The sequence below is a fragment of the Bacillus sp. FSL R5-0659 genome (assembly GCF_038008785.1).
In the GTDB taxonomy this organism is placed as follows: Bacteria; Bacillota; Bacilli; order Bacillales; family Bacillaceae; genus Bacillus; species Bacillus safensis.
Genome location: NZ_JBBOZU010000001.1, coordinates 1,852,729 through 1,873,941, shown reverse-complemented (window position 1 = coordinate 1,873,941; position 21,213 = coordinate 1,852,729). Strand labels below are relative to the sequence as shown.

Genomic DNA, 21,213 nt, shown 5'->3' with positions numbered 1-21,213 from the left:
TTTTCTTTTCCCTTGCAGCGGGAAGGTAATGAGAAAGGAGTGATTGACCGTGGGCTTAACGAAAGAACAACAAGCTGATTTATACGAAAGATTGATTCAACTAAAAGAAGATGTGAAGGGATCAAAAAAGAAAGAAGAATCGATGCTCGTTGAATCGAGTGAGATATCAAATGGTGTTGGGAATCATATCGCTGATCATGGGAGCATCTATTTAGACCGCATGACAGAACAAACGCTGGATCAAGTCGATGATCAGCTTGAAGGTGAAATCGATGCAGCACTGAAACGAATGGAAGACGGAACATATGGGATTTGTGAGAAAACAGGAAAAGAGATCCCATATGAGCGTTTAAAAGCAGTTCCATATACACGCTTTTCAATTGGTGCAAAGAAAAATGAGGAAACGACTCAAGATCCAAACGAGTTTGACCGTTCATTCTCCGATCAAATGCGTGATTTAACGAATAGAGAAACAATTGATCAAATGCATTCAGATACGTATGAAAGACTCGAGGAAGAGCAGGATGTTGATGTGGAGGAAGAAAAATAGCAATATATGAGAAGGTTAAATTTTTTCAGAATAATGTTTCCATATGTACTCGTGGACAAAAATCTTGTATAAATGAGTATTTCAAAGAAAAAAGATCTCTTGAAATTTAATTAACTTTCGTGTAGTATAGTTTAAAGGCTGCGATGCGCGTAACGTTAATTAAGTTTTAACCTTTAAGCTGTAATAGGGAGTTTTATATTGAAGCCGGAATGTCATGCCTCCTAGAGAGGAAGACAGGAACGTTTCTGCAAACACCCACTTTGAGGAGTGGTGGTTTAAAACTTTCTTACTTAGATTACGGCATCCGCAGCTTTTCCTAGGATGATTCAAGCCATTTTCCATTTCGGAAAATGGCTTTTTATTTTGTGAAAAAACGAAATTGCACAGACCGCCGGATGAAGAAGGAATGTATGTTAAAATAGACAAAACAAAAGACGGAGAGGGAATTGGATGTTAGAACAAGCAGAAGCACTCCTGAAACAATACTTTGGCTTTGACACCTTTAGGCAGGGACAGAAACAAGCCATTGAATCGATTGTAAACAAACAGAAGGATACCGTCTGTATTATGCCGACAGGCGGAGGGAAATCGGTTTGTTACCAGATTCCTGCCCTGATGATGGAAGGAACAACGATCGTTGTATCCCCGCTAATTTCTTTAATGAAAGATCAAGTCGATGCGCTAAATGAGATGGGCATACGATCGTCCTTTTTAAACAGCACACTTTCTGCAGCTGAAATGAATAAAAGGCTGAAAAAATGTGCAGATGGGGAATATCAGCTGCTTTATATCACACCTGAACGTTTACAAAATGAACGTTTTTTTCAGCTCCTTGATCGGTTAACGATCCCTTTAATCGCAATTGATGAAGCGCACTGTATATCTGAGTGGGGGCATGATTTTAGGCCAAGCTATCGCTTTATTCAAAAATGCTTAGATAAATTGACAAAAAGGCCAGTGATTGTCGCGCTAACGGCTACAGCCACGAAAAAGGTCCACCGAGATATATGTGAACAGCTTGGCATGAACGAAGAAGAAACCATTTTTACTGGGTTTGCTAGAGAGAATTTGTCTTTTCAGGTGGTCAAAGGAGAAAATAGTGACCGCTTTATCACACATTATATGAAGAAAAACAAACTTGAGTCCGGCATTATCTATACAGCTACAAGAAAAGAAGCTGAAAACATTTACAATCGGCTAAAGAAACAAAAGATCAAAGCTGGCATTTATCATGGCGGGTTAGATGACGATGTGAGAGAAGAGCAGCAAAACCTGTTTTTAAATGATGACATCCAGGTCATGGTCGCTACATCTGCATTTGGCATGGGAATTAATAAGTCAAATGTCCGTTTTGTCATTCATCATCAAATTCCAAGGGATATTGAAAGCTACTATCAAGAAGCTGGGCGCGCAGGCAGGGACGGTCTTGAAAGTGAATGTATTTTACTGTTTTCGCCGCAGGGCGTACGAATGCAGCGCTTCCTCATTGAACAGTCAACAGAAGATGAAGTGCGCTATCAGCATGAACTGCTTAAACTAAGACAAATGGTGGATTACTGTCATACTGAGCAATGTTTGCAGCAATTTGTGATGGACTACTTTGATCAATCAACAAGTACTCCTTGCCAAAAATGCAGCAATTGCCTTGATGAAAGAGAGCGTGAAGAGGTCACTCGAGAAGCGCAAATGGTTTTATCGTGTACGGTTAGAATGAACGAGCGATTTGGAAAAATGATGATTGCTCAAGTACTGGCAGGCTCTAAAAATAAAAAAGTGCTTGATCTTGGTTTCGACCGTCTTCCTACATACGCTTTAATGAAGCAGCAATCAGCCCAGCAAATCAGTGATTTCATCGAATTTTTAATTGCAGAAGAGTATTTGCACATGTCTGAAGGGGCTTATCCAACATTAAAAGTGACACATAAAGGGAAGAAAGTGTTAGTCGGACAAGAGGCTGTGTATAAAAAGCAGGCAGTTAAAAGAGAGGCGATTCAAGAAAACGATGCATTATTTGAGCAGCTGAGAGCGGTGAGAATGAAGCTGGCAAGAGAGCAGGGCGTTCCGCCATTTGTTGTATTTTCTGATCAAACCTTGAAGGAAATGTCAGCCGTTCAGCCTAAAACAGAAGAAGAACTACTCCATATTAAGGGAATAGGCGCTCAAAAAAGAGAGAAATACGGGGATGTTTTTCTAGAAGAAATCCGTTTATTTATAGAAAAAGAGAAAAATAAAGAGGTTGAAGAAGAAAAATAAATTTTTTTCGCTGCGTTTGGACACGTTTTCAACAGGAGGTTTCTGATCCTTTCAAAACCTTGATATGGCGGGTAATTGAGCTGTTTTGTGGTCTGATTTACCAATGGAGAGAGATGTTTCATGTAAAGGAACTGTAATCTAAAACATATCGTTTTGTTATTGAATTGACATTTACATATGTTACGATAGCACTCGTTAGCCGCCATAAAAAGCTAACAAGGGAGGATTTACTTTATGAAGAAGACTATTATGTCCTTGGTTGCTGTTGCAGCAATCTCAACAACAGCATTTGGAGCACAGCAAGCTTCTGCAAAGGAAATCACTGTGAAGAAAGGTGATACACTTTGGGGAATCTCTCAAAAAAATGATGTGTCTCTAAAGGACCTAAAGGGTTGGAACAATTTATCTACAGACATGATTTATGTAGGTGATAAATTGACAATCTCTTCAAAAGAGAAAACTCAGGAGCAGTATAAAGTCCAGAAGGGGGACAGCCTCTGGAAAATCGCTCAAAAATTCAATGTGTCAATTAGCGATATTAAGTCTTGGAATAACTTAAACTCAGATATAATTGTGACTGGTTCAACACTAAGTGTTGCTGGTCAAAGCTCAGCTCCGGTAAGCTCAGAGCCTGTACAAAAACAGGAGCCTGTCCAAAAAGAGCAAACAACACAAAAAGCTGCTCCTAAAAAGGAAACAGCTAAAGCAGAATCATCTTCTGCTAGTCAAAGTGTACAAAAAGAATTGACTGTAACGGCTACGGCTTATACAGCAAATGATGGTGGCATCTCAGGTATCACTGCAACAGGGGTAAACTTAAACAAAAACCCAAATGCGAAAGTCATTGCAGTAGATCCTAATGTCATTCCATTAGGAAGTAAGGTTTATGTTGAAGGCTACGGTGAAGCTACCGCAGCAGATACTGGCGGCGCAATTAAAGGTAACAAAATTGATGTACATGTACCAAGCAAATCCCAAGCAAAAAATTGGGGCGTAAAATCAGTCAAAGTGAAAGTACTTAACTAGTAATCTATTGTTTTTTTGAAAGAAAGCATCAGGTGGCGGCCTGATGCTTTTATTGTACCCTTTTTTTGGTCAAAAAAACACATATTTTTCAGAAAAATTTGCATTTTCGACAAAAACCAGCGTATATTCTATCACACACGCTGGTTTTTTGGCGTTAGCTGTCCACCCAATAAATTTCCCCGCTTTGTTCTTCCCAATTAATTTGGACATCAAATTGGTGCTTTTCATAAAAGTGAATCAAGCGGTCCACGTGATTCCAATCTCTTTTGACGAGGTCACCTGTGATGACTGGAATGTTCTGCTCTCTTGCGATTTCTTTTAAATGCTTCATACAGATTGAGCCGTATCCATTATCGGGAGGGCCTTTAATATCAGCAATGTGAATCTTTCCTTCTTCAGGATATTCCGCGATTAAGGAAAAATCAGATTGTCCGCGAAAAGCTTTTTCACAATCGCTGAGCATGATTTTGCATGTATCCGCACTTTCAATGGCAGAGACAATCATCCATTCGTCTTCTTTCGCCTGATCAATGCCAATGATCTTTGCTTTTTTCGAAATATCTTTCATATTTTCTTGCATTCGATACATTTGAAACTGCAATTGCTGTAATTCTTCCTCTAACGTCTTCACATCTTTGGTTGTTTCCTGTAAGATTGACAAGTCCATTACTCCTTTCATATAAGAAATCATAAAAACCACATAAATTCCAATTCTAAAGGAAGTGGATGGATCTTTCAAGCCGTTAGAACGCCAGTAATCGGCAAGTTTGTCTAAAATTCGACGAAGACAGCGAATTCATTGACTTTATAGAGAAAGTTAAATAACATACTCTTAGTCGGAACTAATAAAGAGAGGTTTTCAAACATGAACGAACAGAATCAAAAACCGAAAAATTTCACCGGCATTGTTGTCATTTTAACAATTGCCATAAACGGATTAATCGCTTTATTATTTTTAATGCCAAAAACAGATAAATTTAGTCATCTGGACATTACATTTCTTCCTTTACTGAATGCCGTGATGAACAGCTTTACGTTTATCTTCTTACTTTCAGCACTCATTATGATTAAACAAAAGAACATTAAAGCACATAGACGATTTATCTTTGCTGCATTTTCAACAACACTTGTCTTTTTAATTTCCTATGTGACATATCATTCAATGGCAGCTGATACACACTTCGGAGGAGAAGGGATCATCCGTCCAATTTACTTCTTTATTTTGATTACACATATTGTGCTTTCAGCAATTATTGTACCACTTGCATTGATTACACTATTTAGAGGCGCACAGATGCAGGTTGAGCGTCACCGTAAAATTGCCCGCTGGACGATGCCGCTTTGGCTCTATGTTAGTCTCACTGGCGTCATTGTCTATATCATGATTTCTCCATACTACAGCTAACGTATGTCCAACTGGACATACGTTCTTTTATTTACAAGATGAAGTGCTTTGGATAGAATGGAAATTGGATATCCGACTTGCACGGTATCTTCCCATCTATAGATTCACATCATTTTTGGCCGTTTGCTCGTTTGGAGATCAACAATTGGACGAAACGGGGGTTATATGATGACTGAACAATTGCAGTATAAACCGGGGCTTGAAGACATTGTGGCAAGCGAAACGTCCATATCATATTTAGATGTGGAGCAAGAGGAAATTGTGATTCGCGGGTACGACCTCATTGAGCTAGCACAAAACAAGACATATTTAGAAACAGCCTATCTGCTCATTTATGGAAGATTACCAGATACGATGGAATATCACCAATTTCAGCAAGATATATCCTCACAAACGAACTTACATCCAACCATTCAAACCATTTTAACGAAGCTGCCAAAAACCACTCACCCTATGGATGCGATGAGAACGTGCTTATCTGCTCTTGCAGGGTACGATGATGCACTACATGATCGATCAGAAGCGTGCCAAGTGAAGCGTGCAGTTCGATTACTAGGCCAGCTGCCCGCCATTGTTGCTGGAAGCTATCATATTCTCACAAAAGACGCCGCTATTTCTCCAGATCAGACCAAATCCTACACTGAAAACTTTTTATCCATGCTAACTGGACGCACCCCGACCGAAGACGAAATCACCGCTTTTGACCAAACACTTACATTATATAGTGAACATGAGCTGCCGAATTCAACGTTTGCAGCTAGAGTCATTGCATCCACGCATTCTGACATGTATGGTGCTTTTACTGGAGCGATCTCTTCATTAAAAGGTGACCTCCACGGAGGAGCAAATGAAGCTGTCATGCACATGCTTCTTGAAGGAAAAACAACGGAAGGATTTCTTGCGCTCATTGAACGAAAATTAGCCGCAAAAGAAAAAATGATGGGCTTTGGCCACAGAGTATACATGAGAAAAATGGACCCGCGAGCCGCTCTTTTAAAACGTTCATTGAAAACGCTTACTGAATCAAAGGGAGATACAACGCTATATGACATGTGTGTAGCAGGAGAGGCATACATGAAAGAGCAGAAAAACCTCTATCCGAATCTTGATTATTACGCCGCTCCTATTTATTACGTGCTTGGAATTCCTATTTCACTTTATACACCCATTTTCTTTGCTGCAAGGGCTAGTGGATTAGCCGCTCATGTTATTGAACAGCATTTGCATAATCGCATTTTTAGACCGAGAGTCCGGTATTTAGGGCCAAGAGGATTAAAGGTTTCAAATGATGATGGAAAAACGGGGGAATGAATATGAACAAAACAGCAGTCGCCAATCAAACAGATCAGCTATTAGAAGAAATTGCTGCCTATGCAGTAGACGGAGAAATTACGAGCAAAGAGGCCATTGAAACCGCGCGTTATGTGCTCATAGACACGCTCGGGTGCGGAATGCTTGCGCTCAATTTTCCAGAATGTACGAAGCACCTTGGTCCCATCGTACCTGGAACAGTCGTACCTAACGGAGCAAGAGTTCCCGGCACTTCGTTTGTGCTAGATCCTGTTCAAGCGGCTTTTGATATTGGCTGTATGATTCGCTGGTTAGATTATAATGACACATGGCTTGCACAGGAGTGGGGCCATCCGTCAGATAACTTAGGCGGAATATTAGCTGTAAGTGATTATATCAGCAGAACTCGCCTTGCAAACGGAGAAGAGCCGCTAACGATGAATGACGTACTGCATGCAATCGTCAAGGCACATGAAATTCAAGGTGTGCTCGCTTTAGAAAATTGTCTGAATCGAAATGGATTGGACCATGTGTTATTTGTCAAAGTGGCAACAAGTGCAGTTGTATGTGCAATGCTTGGCGGAACAAAGGAAGAAGTCCAGCATGTGTTATCACAAGCGTTTGTTGATAATTCCCCGCTTAGAACATATCGCCACGCCCCAAACACAGGATCTAGGAAATCATGGGCAGCAGGGGATGCAACAAGCCGCGGAGTGAGACTGGCAATGATGACACGAAAAGGGGAAATGGGCTATCAAACGCCGCTTAGTGCAGAGAAGTGGGGGTTTGAAGATGTTCTTATGAAAGGAAAACCACTTACGCTCGCCCAGCCTCTTGGATCATACGTCATAGAAAATGTTCTTTTCAAAATTGCTTATCCTGCTGAGTTCCATGCGCAGACTGCTGCAGAAGCGGCTGTGATGCTGCATGACGCTGTAAAAGATCGTTTAGATGAAATTGACCGGGTAGAGATTACGACACATGAGTCAGCAATTCGGATTATTGATAAGAAAGGGCCGCTTTATAATCCGGCAGACCGTGATCATTGCTTGCAGTATATTACAGCCATAGGACTGATTTATGGTGAACTGACAGCTGACCATTATGAAGAAGAAACGGCGCAAAATCCGGTAATTGATCGTCTTCGTGATCAAATGGTTGTGAAAGAGGATAAACGTTACACAGAGGATTATTTAGATCCGAAAAAGAGATCAATTGCAAACTGTGTACAAATCTTCTTTAAAGACGGGACGATGACAGACCGAATTGAAATTGAATACCCGCTTGGTCATCGCAGAAGAAGACAGGAAGGCATTCCGCTGCTTGAAAAGAAGTGGGTCTATCATTTGAAGACAAGATTTCCACAAAAACAAGTAGATCAAATTGTATCACTTTGCCAAAATCCAAATCAGTTAAAAACAACAACAGTACCAGCATTTATGGACCTATTCGTTATATAAGGGGGAGCTAGCGTGTGGATCGTGAATGAAGAAACAAGTCAGGCTGATTTAGCCGCAGCCTTTAAAGAACAAATGAACAAATCAGCTTTATTTCAAATTCCAGGCGTTCACGATGGAATGTCTGCGCTCTATGCAAAAAAAATGGGCTTTCAAGGACTCTATTTATCAGGTGCCGCTTTTTGTGCCAGCAAAGGGCTGCCTGATCTCGGCATGATCCATTCAACAGAAATGGCAGAAAAAGCGAAAGAGATAATTCGAGCTTCCCAGCTGCCGCTTTTGGTCGATATGGACACAGGCTATGGCGGTGTTTTAAATGCAGCAAGAGCAGCAAAAGAAATGGTTGAGAGCAAGGTGGCAGCTGTTCAAATTGAAGATCAGCAAATGCCGAAAAAATGCGGGCATTTAAATGGGAAATCACTCGTTCCAGTAGAAGAAATGGTCGCAAAAATCAAAGCCATCAAACAAGCGGCACCAACGCTTTTGGTGATTGCGAGAACCGATGCAAAGTCCGTAAATGGAATGGAGGATGTCATCCGCAGGGCCAATCTTTACGTAGAAGCAGGAGCTGACGCTATTTTCCCTGAGGCACTCATCACAGCAGAGGATTTCACGCATGCGTCAAACAATATTAAAGGTCCGCTCCTTGCAAATATGACGGAGTTTGGTAAGACGCCTTATTATCATGCAGACGAATTTTCAATGTTTGGCTTTCAAATGGTCATTTACCCTGTGTCATCACTCAGAGTCGCTGCAAAAGCGTATGAGCGTTTATTTACAGAAATCATGGAAAAGGGAACGCAGCAGGGGATACTTGGGGATATGCAAACGAGAAAAGAGCTTTATGAAACGATTCATTATGATGAGTATGAGGAAATGGATCAGCATTTAGCAAAAACAATCCTTCCGGAAATTGGGAAAGAACAGCAATAAAATGAAAAGCACTTCCTTGACGGAAGTGCTTTTTTTACGATGATGGTGTGGATGATGAAGCCAATTTCATCTTTTCTTCAACTGTTTTCGTTTTTTCTTTTACTTTTTCAGCGTAAGTGAAATCACCGTAGCAATACGGATAGCGGAAGTTATCTTTGTTGCCGCCGCACGTATAGACCTTGGGGTTTCGTTTCACTTGCTTTTTGGAGTATTGCTTTGCCAATTTCTCGGAATGTTTTCCCCCGTTTTTTGCAACAAAATCAATATAGCCGATTCCCATGTTATAGCTTTGAATAATGGTTTCCAAATCAACGCCTTTTTTCTTCCCATGCTTGTACATAGTCGAAAAATGATGGACTCCTTGTTTAATGCTTTTCTGAGGGTCATTGATTTCATTTCGTTTCAAACCAAGAGATTCAGAGGACTGCATTGGATCTCCGCCTCTGCCTTTTGATTCTTGATACATCATACCGAGGATTAACGCGGTATACTGATCTAAATCTTGATCTCTTAACTCTGTTTCTACAAGCGGTTTGTAATCATCCAATCTCGACAAAACAATTGATTCCGTATCAATCGGCAGCTTTTTTAACTCCTTTTGATTAAAGGAGATGGCAATGGCTGCTAATACGAAAACAAAGAGAAAAATCGTGAAACAGCCTGAAATGGCAAAACATCCTGTTTTTTTCTTTTTCAAGGTCAGTTCACCCCTGTTTTGCCCCGCTTTTAAAAGGGAAGTACAGCCTTTTTATTATGACATATCCTAAGCAGGATACCAAGTGAAAACCTTATAATCAATCATATCCAAACGTAAATTCAGACCTTGTTTTCAGCCTGAAGCAGAAATAAATAAAACCGATCATCAGCCAAATCATGCCAATGATTAATGCATTTGTACTGATGCTCGTTAACAGCCAAATACAAAACGCCGTCCCGCATAGAGGGATCACTGCATATCTCAATGTATTCAGAACACCTCTTTGTTTTTGTCTGACGAAAAAGTACGCAAAAACAGACAAATTCACAAAGGTAAATCCAATTAACGCGCCGAAGCTGATAAAGGAATAAATGACTTCAAGTTCGCCAACGACTGCGGTTAAGGAGAAAGCCCCGATTAATAAAATATTAAAAACAGGGGTTTTTAATGTCGGATGAATATACCCGAAGAAACGCTTCGGTAACGATTGATCTCTTCCCATTGCATATAAAAGCCTTGCTGCACTCGCATGTGACGATAAGGAGGAAGAAATGACAGCGACCATTGTGCCGGCTAAAAAGAACGAGTGAAGAAATGCGCCGCCCACAAATTCTGCAATTTCAAGTGAGGCTGCATCAGGATGTTTGAATTGCTGAAAATTTGGAAACACCTGCTGCAAAAAATAAGACGTCAACGTAAACAGTACGCCTCCAATCGCAACTGTTAAGAAAATGGCAAGCGGAATCGTCTTTTTGGGTTTAATGGTTTCCTCAGACATCGTCGAAATGGCATCAAATCCTAGAAAGGAGAAACATAAAATGGTCGCTCCTGAAAAAATAAGCGCTGGATCTAAGCTCGCTGAATAAAAAGGCCGGGCTGACAATAACTCTCCACTGCCAGCGTTTTGCGTGAGCCCATAAATAACAAACCCAACAAAGGTGACGGCGACAATGACCTGAAACGTCACAAATAGCGCCGTAATGTTGGCTGTAAGCCGAATACCGATTACATTGACAGTCGTTATGGCGATAGCAAGTATGATGATCCAAATGTAATGAGGTACATCAGGAAAGGCTGCAGTTAAATAAGCACTTCCGATCGCAAAATTCACCATAGGCAGAAATAAATAATCCAGTAAAAGTGTCCAGCCCACAAGGAAGCCGACATGAGGATGAATACTTTTTTGCGCATATGTATAAGCAGATCCTGCTTTTGGAAAAGCCTTCACCATATTCCCATAGCTAAGCGCTGTCAATAGTAATGCAAGCAGCGTAAATATATAAGCTGCAGCTACGTGTCCTTTCGTCAGCTGAGCAACAATGCCGTATGAATCAAATACGACAAGTGGATCCATATAAGCAAGCCCGATCACAACAAGTGGAAAGACAGTCAGGCTGCGTTTTAGTCTTGGCTCTTCAGTCAATTTGCCTATCAGCTCCTCTAAAAAAATGAATAAATAATGCTCATTTTAAAAAGAATGCTACCAAGTGTCAATGCTATTTGAATAAATCTTTTTTCTAAAGTGTGCCCGCTTTGCACGCCGCACGTTTTAGTATATGATGATACATAGAATAAGTCGTGATTTGACTAACAAGAAAGGTGAAGCGAAATGAAGGAAGAACTGAATACAAATCAAGAACAGGAACGGATGGAGCTGGATGAAGAAAGCTTATTTCTTGTCTCCCAAACGTTTAAAGCCTTATCTGATCCGACACGTATTCGCATTCTGCACCTGCTGTCTCAAGGTGAATACTCGGTCAATGATATCGCGGAAACGCTGAATCTCATGCAATCAACTGTTTCTCATCAGCTCCGTTTTTTAAAAAACCTTCGTCTCGTGAAATCTAGACGAGCAGGGACATCGATTTTTTACAGCCCTGAAGATCAGCATGTGATGGAAGTACTTGAACAAATGATTCACCATGCGCAGCATGACTAATAAAAACCTTCCTACTCATATAGGAAGGTTTTTACGCATGATGCATATGTGCTGATCGTTTACCTGCTTTCATCATTTGATAAGAAAAAACGACATAGTAAGCAGCTAACAGAAAAAAGCTGAGCATGGTCATAGCATCATCACTCACAATATGCTGATACAGTTCAACGACACCAATCTTTGTGAGCGAATAGTTTGTCAGCTCACCCAGCTTAAAACTAAGTCTAGATAAAAATAAGCATAAAATGAAGCTTTCAATCCATTTACTCGTTTTCACATAAAGACGGCCATTTTCTTCTTTCATCCGGATCGTCTCATAGGCATGAACGGCCAGACTGCTTCCAAAGAGCATACCAATAGCGGCATAGATGAAAATGCTGTGATTTTGCCAGCCTTCTAATAAGAGAATAAGGGCAGTGAGTCCAAATACATACATTCTCATCAAAAGACTGATTGGGCGCACAAGCTGATAGCGTCTCATACGTTTCATTCGAAAGATGATGCAGATCAGCATAATGCCTCCAATTATGAATAATTGCCACACGTGATGTGTCATGATGCAACCTCCTCCTGCATGTGCAGGGATGTAAATGAATGCTGGCTGTTCCTTATCTTTACCATTCTTTCTTTTTTTATCAAATCAAAACCTACATTTATGAAAAAGAGGAAAAGGCATGAAAATCGATCGTATTTTGTCTATTGTGATGCTGCTTATTAGCAAGAAGCAAGTCCAGGCGAAAGACCTTGCTGAACTTCATGAAGTGAGTGTGAGGACGATTTATCGCGATATTGAGACCATCAATCAAGCCGGGATTCCTGTTGTGACAATACAAGGAGCAGGTGGAGGCATTTCGCTTGTTGACGACTATCGTTTAGAGAAAAAATTATTTACCGATGATGACATTGAACTTATTTTAACAGCCCTTGAAAGCATGACGAGTGCATATTCCTTTAAAGAAAGTGAACATGTACTGAAAAAAATCAAATCTCTTATTCCGCGACAAACTCATGAAAGTGAGAAACAGCACCATGTCTTTATTGATTTAAGCTCATGGGGGAAAGACAGCCAGGCTGAGAAGAAGCTGCAGCTGATCCATACCGCTGCCTCCGCGCATCAATTCATCCAGTTCACCTATCGCAATGCAAAAGGTGAAACACTTCCACGGAAAGTGGAGTCTTATACGCTAGTCTTAAAAGGAAGGCATTGGTATTTGTATGCGTTCTGTTGTGTGAAAAAAGCTTTTCGTCTGTTCAAGCTGACAAGAATGACAGACCTCATCACCATTTCAGCATATTTCAGGCCGAAAAGAATCAAAAATGAAGAGAAGCCTTGGAATGACTCTTGGCATGAAGAACCTTCAGTCACAACGCTCACGCTCAGGTTAACGGAAGCATCAGTTGGCAAAGTGAAGGAATGGATGGATGAGAACGAATTGATCGTCAGTTCAGATGGAACCTATTTGGCAGCATTGACCGTGCCGCAAGATGATTGGCTACACAGTTTCCTATTCCATTTAGGACCGGACGTCGACATTCTTTCACCTCAGCACATCAAGGAAGCGTTTGATCTCAAATTAAAACAATTTATGAAGAGATTAGAAACTTGACACACAGTTGTCAGGTTTCTTTTTATATGATGGGAGAAAAGGAGCTGAGAATGTATGTACGATATCGTGACATTAGAAAAACAATGGATCAAAGGGTTGTCTGTTCGAACTACAAACGAAATAGAGCAAACAAAAGAGCGGAAGATTGCGCCGCTTTGGCAGGAATTTTTTGCGCAGCAGCTTCATGGGGGACAAGCCCCAGTCATAGGGCTTTATTCAGATTATGAAAAAGATGAACATGGCTCGTATTTATTCACGGCTGGGCAGTTCGCGAGGCAGCATCGAGATCATGTCATAGAGATTCCTGCGTCCACCTACGCAAGATTTCAAACGAGAAAGGGACCAATTGAAGAGGTTGTGCTTGAAGCATGGCACAAGATTTGGACGTGGGATCAGCGACAATACCGCACTTATACAGGTGATTTTGAATGGTATGATGAAAGATCTATTGATCCAAAAGAAGCGCAAATTGATATTTATATTGCGGTGGATGAAAAAATGTTTGCTAAAACTAATACCATTAGTTAATATAAAACTAACGACATTAGTTTTAGGAGGGCAATCATGAGATTAACAACTTTTGACCGTCTGCACCAGCTTACATTGATGCCGCGATTATTTCCGGTAAATTGCTATGTATTTGAGGAAGAGGAAGGACTCATTTTAATTGATGCTGCTTTAAAAATGGCGGCGAACTCGATCATCGAATTTGCCCGTAAAAAGAACAAACCAATTCATAAGATTATTCTCACTCATAGCCATATGGATCATATCGGTGCATTAGATGAGGTGAAAAAGGCTTTTCCCGAGGCAGTCGTCTATTTATCAAAACGTGATGCCCGCCTTTTTGAAGGTGACTTTTCCTTGCTGCCTAGTGAACCCCAGCAAAAAATCAAAGGCAGTTTTATGAAAAATATTCATACAAAACCAGATGTGCTTGTCGAAGAAGGAGATGAGATTGGGCCCTTCAAAGTGATTGCAACACCTGGCCATACACCTGGCAGCATTTCTTTATACGATGAAAAGTCAGGAGTTGTCATTGCAGGTGATGCACTTGTGACAAAAGGCGGCTTATCGGTAACTGGTGAGTTTCGGTGGAGCTTTCCGTTCCCGGCATTTGCCACATGGGATGCAGAAACCGCACTAAAAAGCGCTGAAAAATTACTAGCGCTGCGCTTATCCTGTCTTGCTGCCGGACATGGTGACCTTATGATTGAACCTCATGAAAAGCTTCAAGCTGCCGTCCGTAAAAGGCAGCACCAGCTAAAAAAAGGAGGGCAGTAAACCGTGTCTCCAAGAATGGGAATTACACAAGAAAAAATTATGGATACAGCGGCAGCATTTGTTGATGAAGAGGGCTTTTCCGCTTTGACCATTGCTACATTGTCTAAAAGGCTGAACATCAGACCGCCTTCTCTTTACAATCACGTATCCGGCCTTCATGAGATTCAGGCAGCACTCGCAGTAAGGGGGCTGTCCATGCTTTGTGAGGAAGGGATGCAAGTCACAGAGGGGCTGGAAAAAGAAGCAGCTGTTTTAGCCTTTGCCAGACAATATGTGCAATTTGTCCGAGAACACCCCGGTCTTTATGAAGCTGCATTTTCACATATGAACGAAAAAGAAGTACGACTTGCAGCAGAGCGCCTTGTTCAGTTTGTTCAATCCATTATGTCACGCTTTGGTGTAAAGGAAGAGGAAATGACGCATGTCGTCAGAGGACTGAGAAGCTTACTGCACGGCTTCGGTGATATTTCTAATAAAAAGGGATTTCAACGAAAAGAACAGCTTGAAGAAAGTGTGAGCTATGCGGTTCGGCTATATATCACAGGAGTATTGCAAAAAGAAGATCTGTCTATTTGACAGGTCTTTTTTTATAGCAAATCAATATCATAAAGGAGCGTCCGTTTGGCCGAATTTTTTTAAGAGAAAATGAATAAAGATTTGACAGTTTTGTGAAACATGGTATGCTTATTATGTGAAATAATTCACATAGAGGAGTAGAGGCAGATGAAAAGAAAGCCTGTTTATGTGGAAACAACCATTCATGCACCTTTAGAGAAAGTATGGGAATATACGCAAAATCCAAAGCTTCATGAACAGTGGGATTTGCGCTTTTCAACCATTTCATTAAATGAACCTCAAGATGAACAGCCCCAAACCTTTTTGTATGAAAAGCATCTTGGATTTGGTGTAAGTGTCACAGGGACAGGAGCATATCGAACTAGAATGATGGATGAACGGAATGAACGGGCATCCTCGCTGAAATTTAAATCGTCACACCCGTTGTCTTTTATCAAAGAAGGCGGCGGCTATTGGAAATATGTAAAAACGAACGATCAAATTGTGTTTCAAACTCAATTTGATTACGAAACGAAAGACGGAAAAGGATGGGCGTGGGCAGATCGATTTCTTTTTCGCCCGATGATGGGATTTATGACGGCCTTTAGTTTTGGCGCACTAAAGACGTGGCTTGAAAAGGGAACGCACCCTCGGTTGTTACTGGAGCGAACCCTTGCCCATTATGGAATTTGTTTGCTGTTTGCTATCGTCTGGCTTTGCCAAGCGGTCATCCCATTTTCACATTCTGCTTTTGATCATAGCACAGGGTTTCGGTTATTTTATGCCCTGATAGGTGTATCGTGGCTGATTCCTAAGCTATCAAAGAAATATCTGTTCATTCTTCAAAGCGTGTTTCTGCTGATGATGCTTTGTATCGGGATTGTATCCCCACAATCGACACTTCATGAGCCGCTTGTGATGAGTGCATTTTTGATTCTATCCATTGGAGGAATGATTAATTTAAAAGATTGTATAGATGTATTTTCGATCAAACGGAAAAGGGGAGGTAGACATGGTCGTTCATCGTCATCAAGTAAAGGATTACGATAAGCTTCATCCAAAATTAAAAGAGAGATACAACCGTGCGTTTACCGCTGAAGGCACTATGGAGGAAATAGGCGGCGGAACGAGGCTCATTCGATTTTTCTTCAAAATTGGTCCACACTTTCGCTGTTTTTTCCCCGAGAGAGGAAAAAACATTCCCTTCCGAATTGTGAATAAACCCTTTATGACAAATAAGGGAGAGGAAGGCATGCACTGGTTCCGTACGTTTTATTTCCCAAAGAAGGAAAGGCACTTTGATGCTGATATGATCATTGATGAGAAGAGTCATAAAGTACTAGACTATTTTGGAAAGCCTCGACTTCTTATGTCAGAGCTTCATTTTACAGTAACAAAGTATGGGTTCCTTCACATTCAATCCGGCCAGCAGAAACTGTTGATGTTTGGACGTGAGTGGCCGCTGCCTTCATGGCTTTATGGTGAGTCAGATGTCACAGAAGGCTACGACGAGCGTACAGATGAGTATACGATTCATGTGCATGTGAAAAATCGACTGTTTGGCACTCTTTTTACATATAAAGGCCGATTTACTGAAAGGGTGGAGTCTCATGATGAATAAATGGCACTTGATATCAAGCCTTCTCTTCATGTGTTGTTTTATCGCCGCCCGTTTGATGACAGGTCCGATAGCAGAGTTTTTTGTACTGATAGCGATTCTGTTTTTCCTTCCTGCAGTGTTAGCTTTTTTTGCGAAGGAAGAGAGTGAGAGTAAGCCGGGAGTACTGCTCGGTATTTTAATGAAAGCCCTTCCATTAGCTGCTTTTTGTGCAACGGCTGCATTTATCTATCATTCTGCTTTGTTTGCATCGGGATGGTTTTTGTATACGATCATTTTGGCGTTATATGGCTTTACTCGTTTGCTGAAAAGGGGAACCGTTCCGCTTCATGAATTGATGATTGATGGTGCATGGATGTATCTCGCTTTAGGCGGGCTTTGGTTTTGGCTGTATACAGCAGATATACAGGTGATGACCTTTTCACCAATCATCGTGCTTTTGACTGCTATTCATTTTCATTACTCTGCTTTTTTTATCCCGCTTTTCTATGGATTATTAGGGAGACAGAGAGAAAAAGAGACAGCTTTATACAAAGGGGCAGGCTGGGTGATTTTGCTGTCGCCTGTGATGATTGCTGTTGGGATTAGCTTCTCCCGTCTATTTGATACGTTCAGCGTTATGCTATATGTCATTGCACTCTATTTGTACGGCATTCTTTGTATGAGAACAAGGTTTCGATCGACTGTGGCAAAAAGGCTGGTTGTGTTTTCTAGCTGCATCTTAATGGCGACGATCGTGCTATCTCTTCTATATTCTGCCGGCATGCTCATGCACGTGACCTATATCAGTATTGATCAGATGATTTGGTTTCATGGCAGTATCAATGCCTTTTTTGTGATTTTACCAGGTCTGATTGGATGGCTGATCGAAGGGCCAAAGGATCAATTGAAACAGAAGAACTTTCCGATATCAAGCGTGCATGGCCGTTTTCATAAGATCTCTTTTCAAAAGGAAAGAATGCATGATCGCGAGAAGCTCGGTTTAGTCGATTCACTTGATGATTTAAATGGAACGACGTTTTCAGCTGAAAGGGTATCACCTGTGATTCGGAGGTTTTATGAAAATCCGACGGCATTTACGTTAAAATCAGCAGTCTGTTTTCATTGGTGGGTGAGGCCGTTTGTTTTTTTACTTCAGCCCATGTTTAAGAAAATAGGGCAGCTCTATTTAGGAACATCTCGTATCCCATATGAAATGAAGGGACGTCTGACTACATTTCAACATCCTAAAGAAGAGCGAAAGAAAGTCAGGGCGTGGATTCGTCACAACGAAAAAGGGGAGCAGGTCTTTTTTGCACTTTATGCTCATCATCACGATGCAGCTGCGGGCTATATGAATATTGCGCTGCCGCTTCCATATTCTCAGATGACCGCCATTTTAAAACCTTTTAATGAAAAGGAAGACTTTCTCTTAAAAAGTGCATGTCCAAAAGGCAGTACCGGTGACGAAGGATTGTATTTGCATACGCCTTTTATCACCATGAAACTGCCAATGGAAGAAAGCTTTCATATGAAGCCGGAGACAGATAAAAGTCTCACAGCAGTTCATCAAATGAAGCTATTCGGTATTCCCTTTTTAACGATTCATTATCAAATTGACAGCCGAAAGCCATCCTGTTAGTCAATGATGTCACATGGTTCACCGTGCCGAATGATGTTCACAATCGCTTGCCCATCACTCGGATGATGATCTGCATACTGGACTGGCAGCAGTGCAAAAAATACATAGTAGACAGAGAAGTAAGCAAATTGATAGAAAAATTGATGTTCTGGCAGGATATCATTGGCGATCATTGTATTCAGGATGAGAACACTAAGCAGGTTGCATAATGATCCGCCTAGGTAGACAAGAATGTGCGAGAATCGGTTATTTTTCCTCATTTCTTCATAATGGCAAAATGCATCTAGAAAATAGATACGTCTAATTTCAACAACGCCTATTTTCAATACTTTTTTGCCTCTGCCAAGAGCAAAAGAAACCTTTGCGCCAAACATCCACGCGACCATAATATGGCCAACCTGATGCAAGATGGCAACGATAGGAAGAATGACGAAAAACGACCAGCAAAATGTCCACATATCCGATAATGTAAACAAGTGTTAACCCCTCCCCAATATATTTGGGAGGAAGCAGTAGGATTATTTGCCATTTTACTGAATTCATTTTCAGGATGCAAACATTTAATACAAGACAATAAAATTATTATGTAAACTAAAGGTTGGATTTTGCGATGAATCGGCTTTTTGACTCACTTTTTTTACGAAATGAATGTGCTACAATGAAAAAACAATGGATGTCTCTAGTAAATGAACTTACCCTTGAATGAAGAGGAGAGAATCAGATGGCAGATATTGAACAGTTTTTAGCGTTAGATATTCGTGTTGGGACGATTATCGAAGCAGAATTCTTTGCAGAGGCAAGAGTACCTGCATTAAAACTCAAGATTGATTTTGGTGAAGAGATTGGTCTAAAACAATCCAGTGCTCAGCTGACAAAACGGTATACAGCTGAGAATATCATTGGCAGGCAAATCGTAGCAGTCGTCAATTTTCCGCCAAGAAGAATTGCAGGGTTCAAATCAGAAGTGCTTGTATTAGGGGGCATGCCGTCAAAAGAAGACGTAGTATTACTAGCAACAGATGAGCCTGTTGAAAATGGGACAAAAATAGGATAAGAAAAAAGACATCTTCCTGAGAAGATGTCTTTTGCGTATTGAGGCGGAATAACCACACGCCACATTCGTGTGTGTCTCAAGGAGACATGTTACCCGACTTACACAATTCAGCTCATCGCTTGATAAATATAGCATGGGATGAGCTGAATTGCAACCATTAAATGATTCACTTCAGTTTTTCACGTCATTTCAGCAGAAAAATGACAAGAAATCAATTATTTGGATTATTTTTTCGAAAAATATTGAAAAGTCAGATCAGATTTTATAAAATGAACTCATCTTAGTTTGTTTAGTCGATAAACTAAGATGAGTTCTAAGTGATGATCCGACTATTGAAGGGGATGATTCTGTCATTCAAATCATTTGCTGCGTATGTGGGCTAAGCTGAAAGGGTTAGATGTTCAGCTTCATTTACAACAAATTGAAAGCGCTTTATATTCATTGCATTGACTGCTGCTGCCCTCCATCATCTGTTCATTAGAAGAGGCTAAGAGAAGAAGGGAGAAAGCTCATGGTAAGTGAGAATTTAAAAAAGATTCGTATGTCTGAAAAAGTGGGATATGCTTCAGGAGATTTCGCATGTAACTTAATTTATGCAACTGTCTCTACGTATCTATTATTTTTTTATACAGATGTGTATGGTTTATCAGCGGCAGCAGCAGGGACGATGTTTTTAGTTGTTCGGGCCATTGATGCGCTTGCAGATCCGTTTATTGGTGCATTGGTGGATCGAACGAACAGCCGTTTTGGCAGGTTCAGACCTTACTTGTTATTCGGTGCGTTTCCTTTTGTGGTACTCGCCATCCTTTGCTTTACAACACCTGATCTTTCTGAAATGGGTAAACTCGTTTATGCCTACATCACGTATGTTGGTTTATCGCTTACATACACATTCATCAATGTTCCTTATGGTGCTTTAACATCCGCAATGACAAGAAATAACCAAGAGGTTGTCAGTATTACGTCTGTTCGTATGCTTTTTGCTAATCTCGGAGGTCTAGTTGTTGCTTTTTTTGTTCCTTTTCTTGCGACTTTTTTGAGTGATAAAACAGGAAATACAGCCCTCGGCTGGCAGATGACGATGGCTTTTCTCGGCGTTCTTGGCGGTGCATTACTTATTTTCTGTTTTAAAAGCACGAATGAACGTGTCACGCTTCAAAAGCCGGAGGAAAAAATTAAGTTCAGTGATATCTTTGTCCAGTTACGTGTGAATCGTCCGCTTGTTGTATTAAGCATTTTCTTTATTATTATTTTTGGCGTGAACTCGATCAGCAACTCTGTTGGGATCTATTATGTGACCTATAACCTCGGCAGAGAAGATTTAGTGAAATGGTACGGACTCATTGGCAGTCTGCCAGCTTTAATGGTGCTGCCGTTTATTCCAAAACTGCACAAGCTGTTAGGAAAGAAAAAGCTGCTGAATTATTCATTATTGCTGAATATCGTAGGTCTTCTTGCATTACTTGTGATACCGCCGAGTCAAATCACTTTAATACTTATTTTCAGGCTCGTTGCAGCTGCAGGAAGTATTACAGCCGGTGCTTACATGTGGGCGCTCATTCCTGAAACCGTTGAATATGGCGAATATAAAACAGGGAAAAGGATGGGTGGACTCATCTATGCCATCATCGGATTCTTCTTTAAATTTGGAATGGCATTAGGCGGGATTGTGCCAGGGCTTGTACTCGATCGCTTTGGCTATATTGCGAATCAAGTGCAAACACCAGAAGCATTACTTGGCATTTTAATCACGACAACGGTGATTCCTGTATGCTTACTAATTTTAGCGATGGTGGATATTAATTTTTATAACCTAGATGAAGAAAAACATAAAAAAGTTGTACGGGAGCTTGAGAACAGAGACAAGGTATATATCGATCATATGGACGATTTTAAAATGTAGGTCTCTGAAAGAGGAGGAAGT

At 40.8% G+C, this 21,213-nt stretch carries 22 protein-coding genes and 1 other RNA gene; 18 read left to right on the top strand and 5 right to left on the bottom strand.

The genetic code is table 11. The features are described from left to right. The first annotated feature begins 49 nt into the window (after window positions 1-49). The 4 genes from NSQ72_RS09360 to NSQ72_RS09345 all read left to right on the top strand — a co-directional run bounded on the left by NSQ72_RS09360 (window position 50) and on the right by NSQ72_RS09345 (window position 3,829). Complete coding sequence (locus NSQ72_RS09360; protein ID WP_251180388.1) at window positions 50-550, top strand: TraR/DksA family transcriptional regulator; 501 nt, start codon at window positions 50-52, stop codon at window positions 548-550. A gap of 132 nt (window positions 551-682) precedes the next feature. Then, a non-coding RNA gene (ssrS, locus tag NSQ72_RS09355) (6S RNA) lies at window positions 683-867 on the top strand. 133 nt (window positions 868-1,000) lie between these two features. Continuing rightward, window positions 1,001-2,803: a DNA helicase RecQ gene (gene recQ / locus NSQ72_RS09350; protein WP_341083905.1), complete on the top strand. Its 1,803-nt coding sequence runs from the start codon at window positions 1,001-1,003 to the stop codon at window positions 2,801-2,803. Between the two features lie 234 nt (window positions 2,804-3,037). After that, a complete protein-coding gene (locus tag NSQ72_RS09345) occupies window positions 3,038-3,829 on the top strand; it encodes a LysM peptidoglycan-binding and 3D domain-containing protein (protein ID WP_039179273.1) in 792 nt (263 codons plus the stop codon). A gap of 154 nt (window positions 3,830-3,983) precedes the next feature. Here NSQ72_RS09345 and NSQ72_RS09340 read toward each other — a convergent pair whose 3' ends face one another. After that, complete coding sequence (locus NSQ72_RS09340; RefSeq protein WP_339207724.1) at window positions 3,984-4,496, bottom strand: hypothetical protein; 513 nt, start codon at window positions 4,494-4,496, stop codon at window positions 3,984-3,986. A gap of 198 nt (window positions 4,497-4,694) precedes the next feature. On the opposite strand from NSQ72_RS09340, the gene NSQ72_RS09335 reads away from it, so the two are divergent. The 4 genes from NSQ72_RS09335 (at window position 4,695) to prpB (ending at window position 8,914) form a co-directional block, all read left to right on the top strand. Beyond that, window positions 4,695-5,234: a DUF420 domain-containing protein gene (locus NSQ72_RS09335; RefSeq protein ID WP_024422676.1), complete on the top strand. Its 540-nt coding sequence runs from the start codon at window positions 4,695-4,697 to the stop codon at window positions 5,232-5,234. Window positions 5,235-5,402: 168 nt separating this feature from the next. Then, a complete protein-coding gene (mmgD, locus tag NSQ72_RS09330) occupies window positions 5,403-6,545 on the top strand; it encodes a citrate synthase (protein ID WP_058837917.1) in 1,143 nt (380 codons plus the stop codon). 2 nt (window positions 6,546-6,547) lie between these two features. Continuing rightward, window positions 6,548-7,984, top strand: a complete 1,437-nt coding sequence (locus tag NSQ72_RS09325; protein WP_047203848.1) for a bifunctional 2-methylcitrate dehydratase/aconitate hydratase — start codon at window positions 6,548-6,550, stop codon at window positions 7,982-7,984. A gap of 12 nt (window positions 7,985-7,996) precedes the next feature. After that, on the top strand, window positions 7,997-8,914 hold the full coding sequence (gene prpB, locus NSQ72_RS09320; RefSeq protein WP_335373680.1) for a methylisocitrate lyase: 918 nt from the start codon (window positions 7,997-7,999) through the stop codon (window positions 8,912-8,914). 34 nt (window positions 8,915-8,948) lie between these two features. On the opposite strand, the gene NSQ72_RS09315 is transcribed toward prpB, so the two are convergent. Continuing rightward, a complete protein-coding gene (locus NSQ72_RS09315) occupies window positions 8,949-9,611 on the bottom strand; it encodes a lysozyme family protein (RefSeq protein ID WP_039179260.1) in 663 nt (220 codons plus the stop codon). Window positions 9,612-9,708: 97 nt separating this feature from the next. Further along, window positions 9,709-11,034, bottom strand: a complete 1,326-nt coding sequence (locus NSQ72_RS09310; RefSeq protein ID WP_064497471.1) for an APC family permease — start codon at window positions 11,032-11,034, stop codon at window positions 9,709-9,711. A gap of 186 nt (window positions 11,035-11,220) precedes the next feature. Here NSQ72_RS09310 and czrA point away from each other — a divergent pair, with 186 nt between their 5' ends. Further along, window positions 11,221-11,550, top strand: a complete 330-nt coding sequence (gene czrA, locus NSQ72_RS09305; RefSeq protein WP_024422670.1) for a Zn(II)-responsive metalloregulatory transcriptional repressor CzrA — start codon at window positions 11,221-11,223, stop codon at window positions 11,548-11,550. Window positions 11,551-11,581: 31 nt separating this feature from the next. Here the strand turns inward: czrA and NSQ72_RS09300 are convergent, their stop codons facing one another. After that, a complete protein-coding gene (locus NSQ72_RS09300) occupies window positions 11,582-12,106 on the bottom strand; it encodes a mother cell-specific membrane sporulation protein (protein WP_126681691.1) in 525 nt (174 codons plus the stop codon). Window positions 12,107-12,224: 118 nt separating this feature from the next. On the opposite strand from NSQ72_RS09300, the gene NSQ72_RS09295 reads away from it, so the two are divergent. The 7 genes from NSQ72_RS09295 (at window position 12,225) to NSQ72_RS09265 (ending at window position 18,235) form a co-directional block, all read left to right on the top strand. Beyond that, complete coding sequence (locus NSQ72_RS09295) at window positions 12,225-13,157, top strand: helix-turn-helix transcriptional regulator (protein ID WP_341083899.1); 933 nt, start codon at window positions 12,225-12,227, stop codon at window positions 13,155-13,157. Window positions 13,158-13,211: 54 nt separating this feature from the next. Continuing rightward, window positions 13,212-13,685 carry a GyrI-like domain-containing protein gene (locus NSQ72_RS09290; RefSeq protein ID WP_039179246.1) on the top strand — a complete coding sequence of 158 codons (474 nt, stop codon included), beginning with the start codon at window positions 13,212-13,214 and terminating at the stop codon, window positions 13,683-13,685. A gap of 36 nt (window positions 13,686-13,721) precedes the next feature. Further along, a complete protein-coding gene (locus NSQ72_RS09285; protein WP_058837911.1) occupies window positions 13,722-14,441 on the top strand; it encodes an MBL fold metallo-hydrolase in 720 nt (239 codons plus the stop codon). A gap of 3 nt (window positions 14,442-14,444) precedes the next feature. Further along, window positions 14,445-15,017 carry a TetR/AcrR family transcriptional regulator gene (locus NSQ72_RS09280; RefSeq protein WP_058837910.1) on the top strand — a complete coding sequence of 191 codons (573 nt, stop codon included), beginning with the start codon at window positions 14,445-14,447 and terminating at the stop codon, window positions 15,015-15,017. 147 nt (window positions 15,018-15,164) lie between these two features. Further along, window positions 15,165-16,046 carry a hypothetical protein gene (locus tag NSQ72_RS09275; protein WP_064497466.1) on the top strand — a complete coding sequence of 294 codons (882 nt, stop codon included), beginning with the start codon at window positions 15,165-15,167 and terminating at the stop codon, window positions 16,044-16,046. Further along, window positions 16,009-16,617, top strand: coding sequence for a DUF4166 domain-containing protein (locus NSQ72_RS09270; protein ID WP_039179234.1), 609 nt, complete (start codon window positions 16,009-16,011; stop codon window positions 16,615-16,617). Before NSQ72_RS09275 ends, NSQ72_RS09270 begins: the two co-directional genes overlap by 38 nt. Next, window positions 16,607-18,235, top strand: coding sequence for a YndJ family protein (locus tag NSQ72_RS09265; RefSeq protein ID WP_228285945.1), 1,629 nt, complete (start codon window positions 16,607-16,609; stop codon window positions 18,233-18,235). The genes NSQ72_RS09270 and NSQ72_RS09265 overlap by 11 nt, the downstream gene beginning before the upstream one ends. Here NSQ72_RS09265 and NSQ72_RS09260 read toward each other — a convergent pair. Continuing rightward, window positions 18,232-18,711 carry a hypothetical protein gene (locus tag NSQ72_RS09260; RefSeq protein WP_039179231.1) on the bottom strand — a complete coding sequence of 160 codons (480 nt, stop codon included), beginning with the start codon at window positions 18,709-18,711 and terminating at the stop codon, window positions 18,232-18,234. The two genes, NSQ72_RS09265 and NSQ72_RS09260, sit on opposite strands and share 4 nt — an antisense overlap. Before the next feature lie 245 nt (window positions 18,712-18,956). On the opposite strand from NSQ72_RS09260, the gene csaA reads away from it, so the two are divergent. Both csaA and NSQ72_RS09250 read left to right on the top strand, forming a co-directional pair. Next, window positions 18,957-19,289: a chaperone CsaA gene (gene csaA / locus NSQ72_RS09255; protein WP_039179228.1), complete on the top strand. Its 333-nt coding sequence runs from the start codon at window positions 18,957-18,959 to the stop codon at window positions 19,287-19,289. Window positions 19,290-19,800: 511 nt separating this feature from the next. Next, window positions 19,801-21,192 (top strand): MFS transporter, encoded by a 1,392-nt coding sequence (locus tag NSQ72_RS09250; protein WP_039179225.1) that lies wholly within the window; start codon window positions 19,801-19,803, stop codon window positions 21,190-21,192. Window positions 21,193-21,213: the final 21 nt, after the last annotated feature.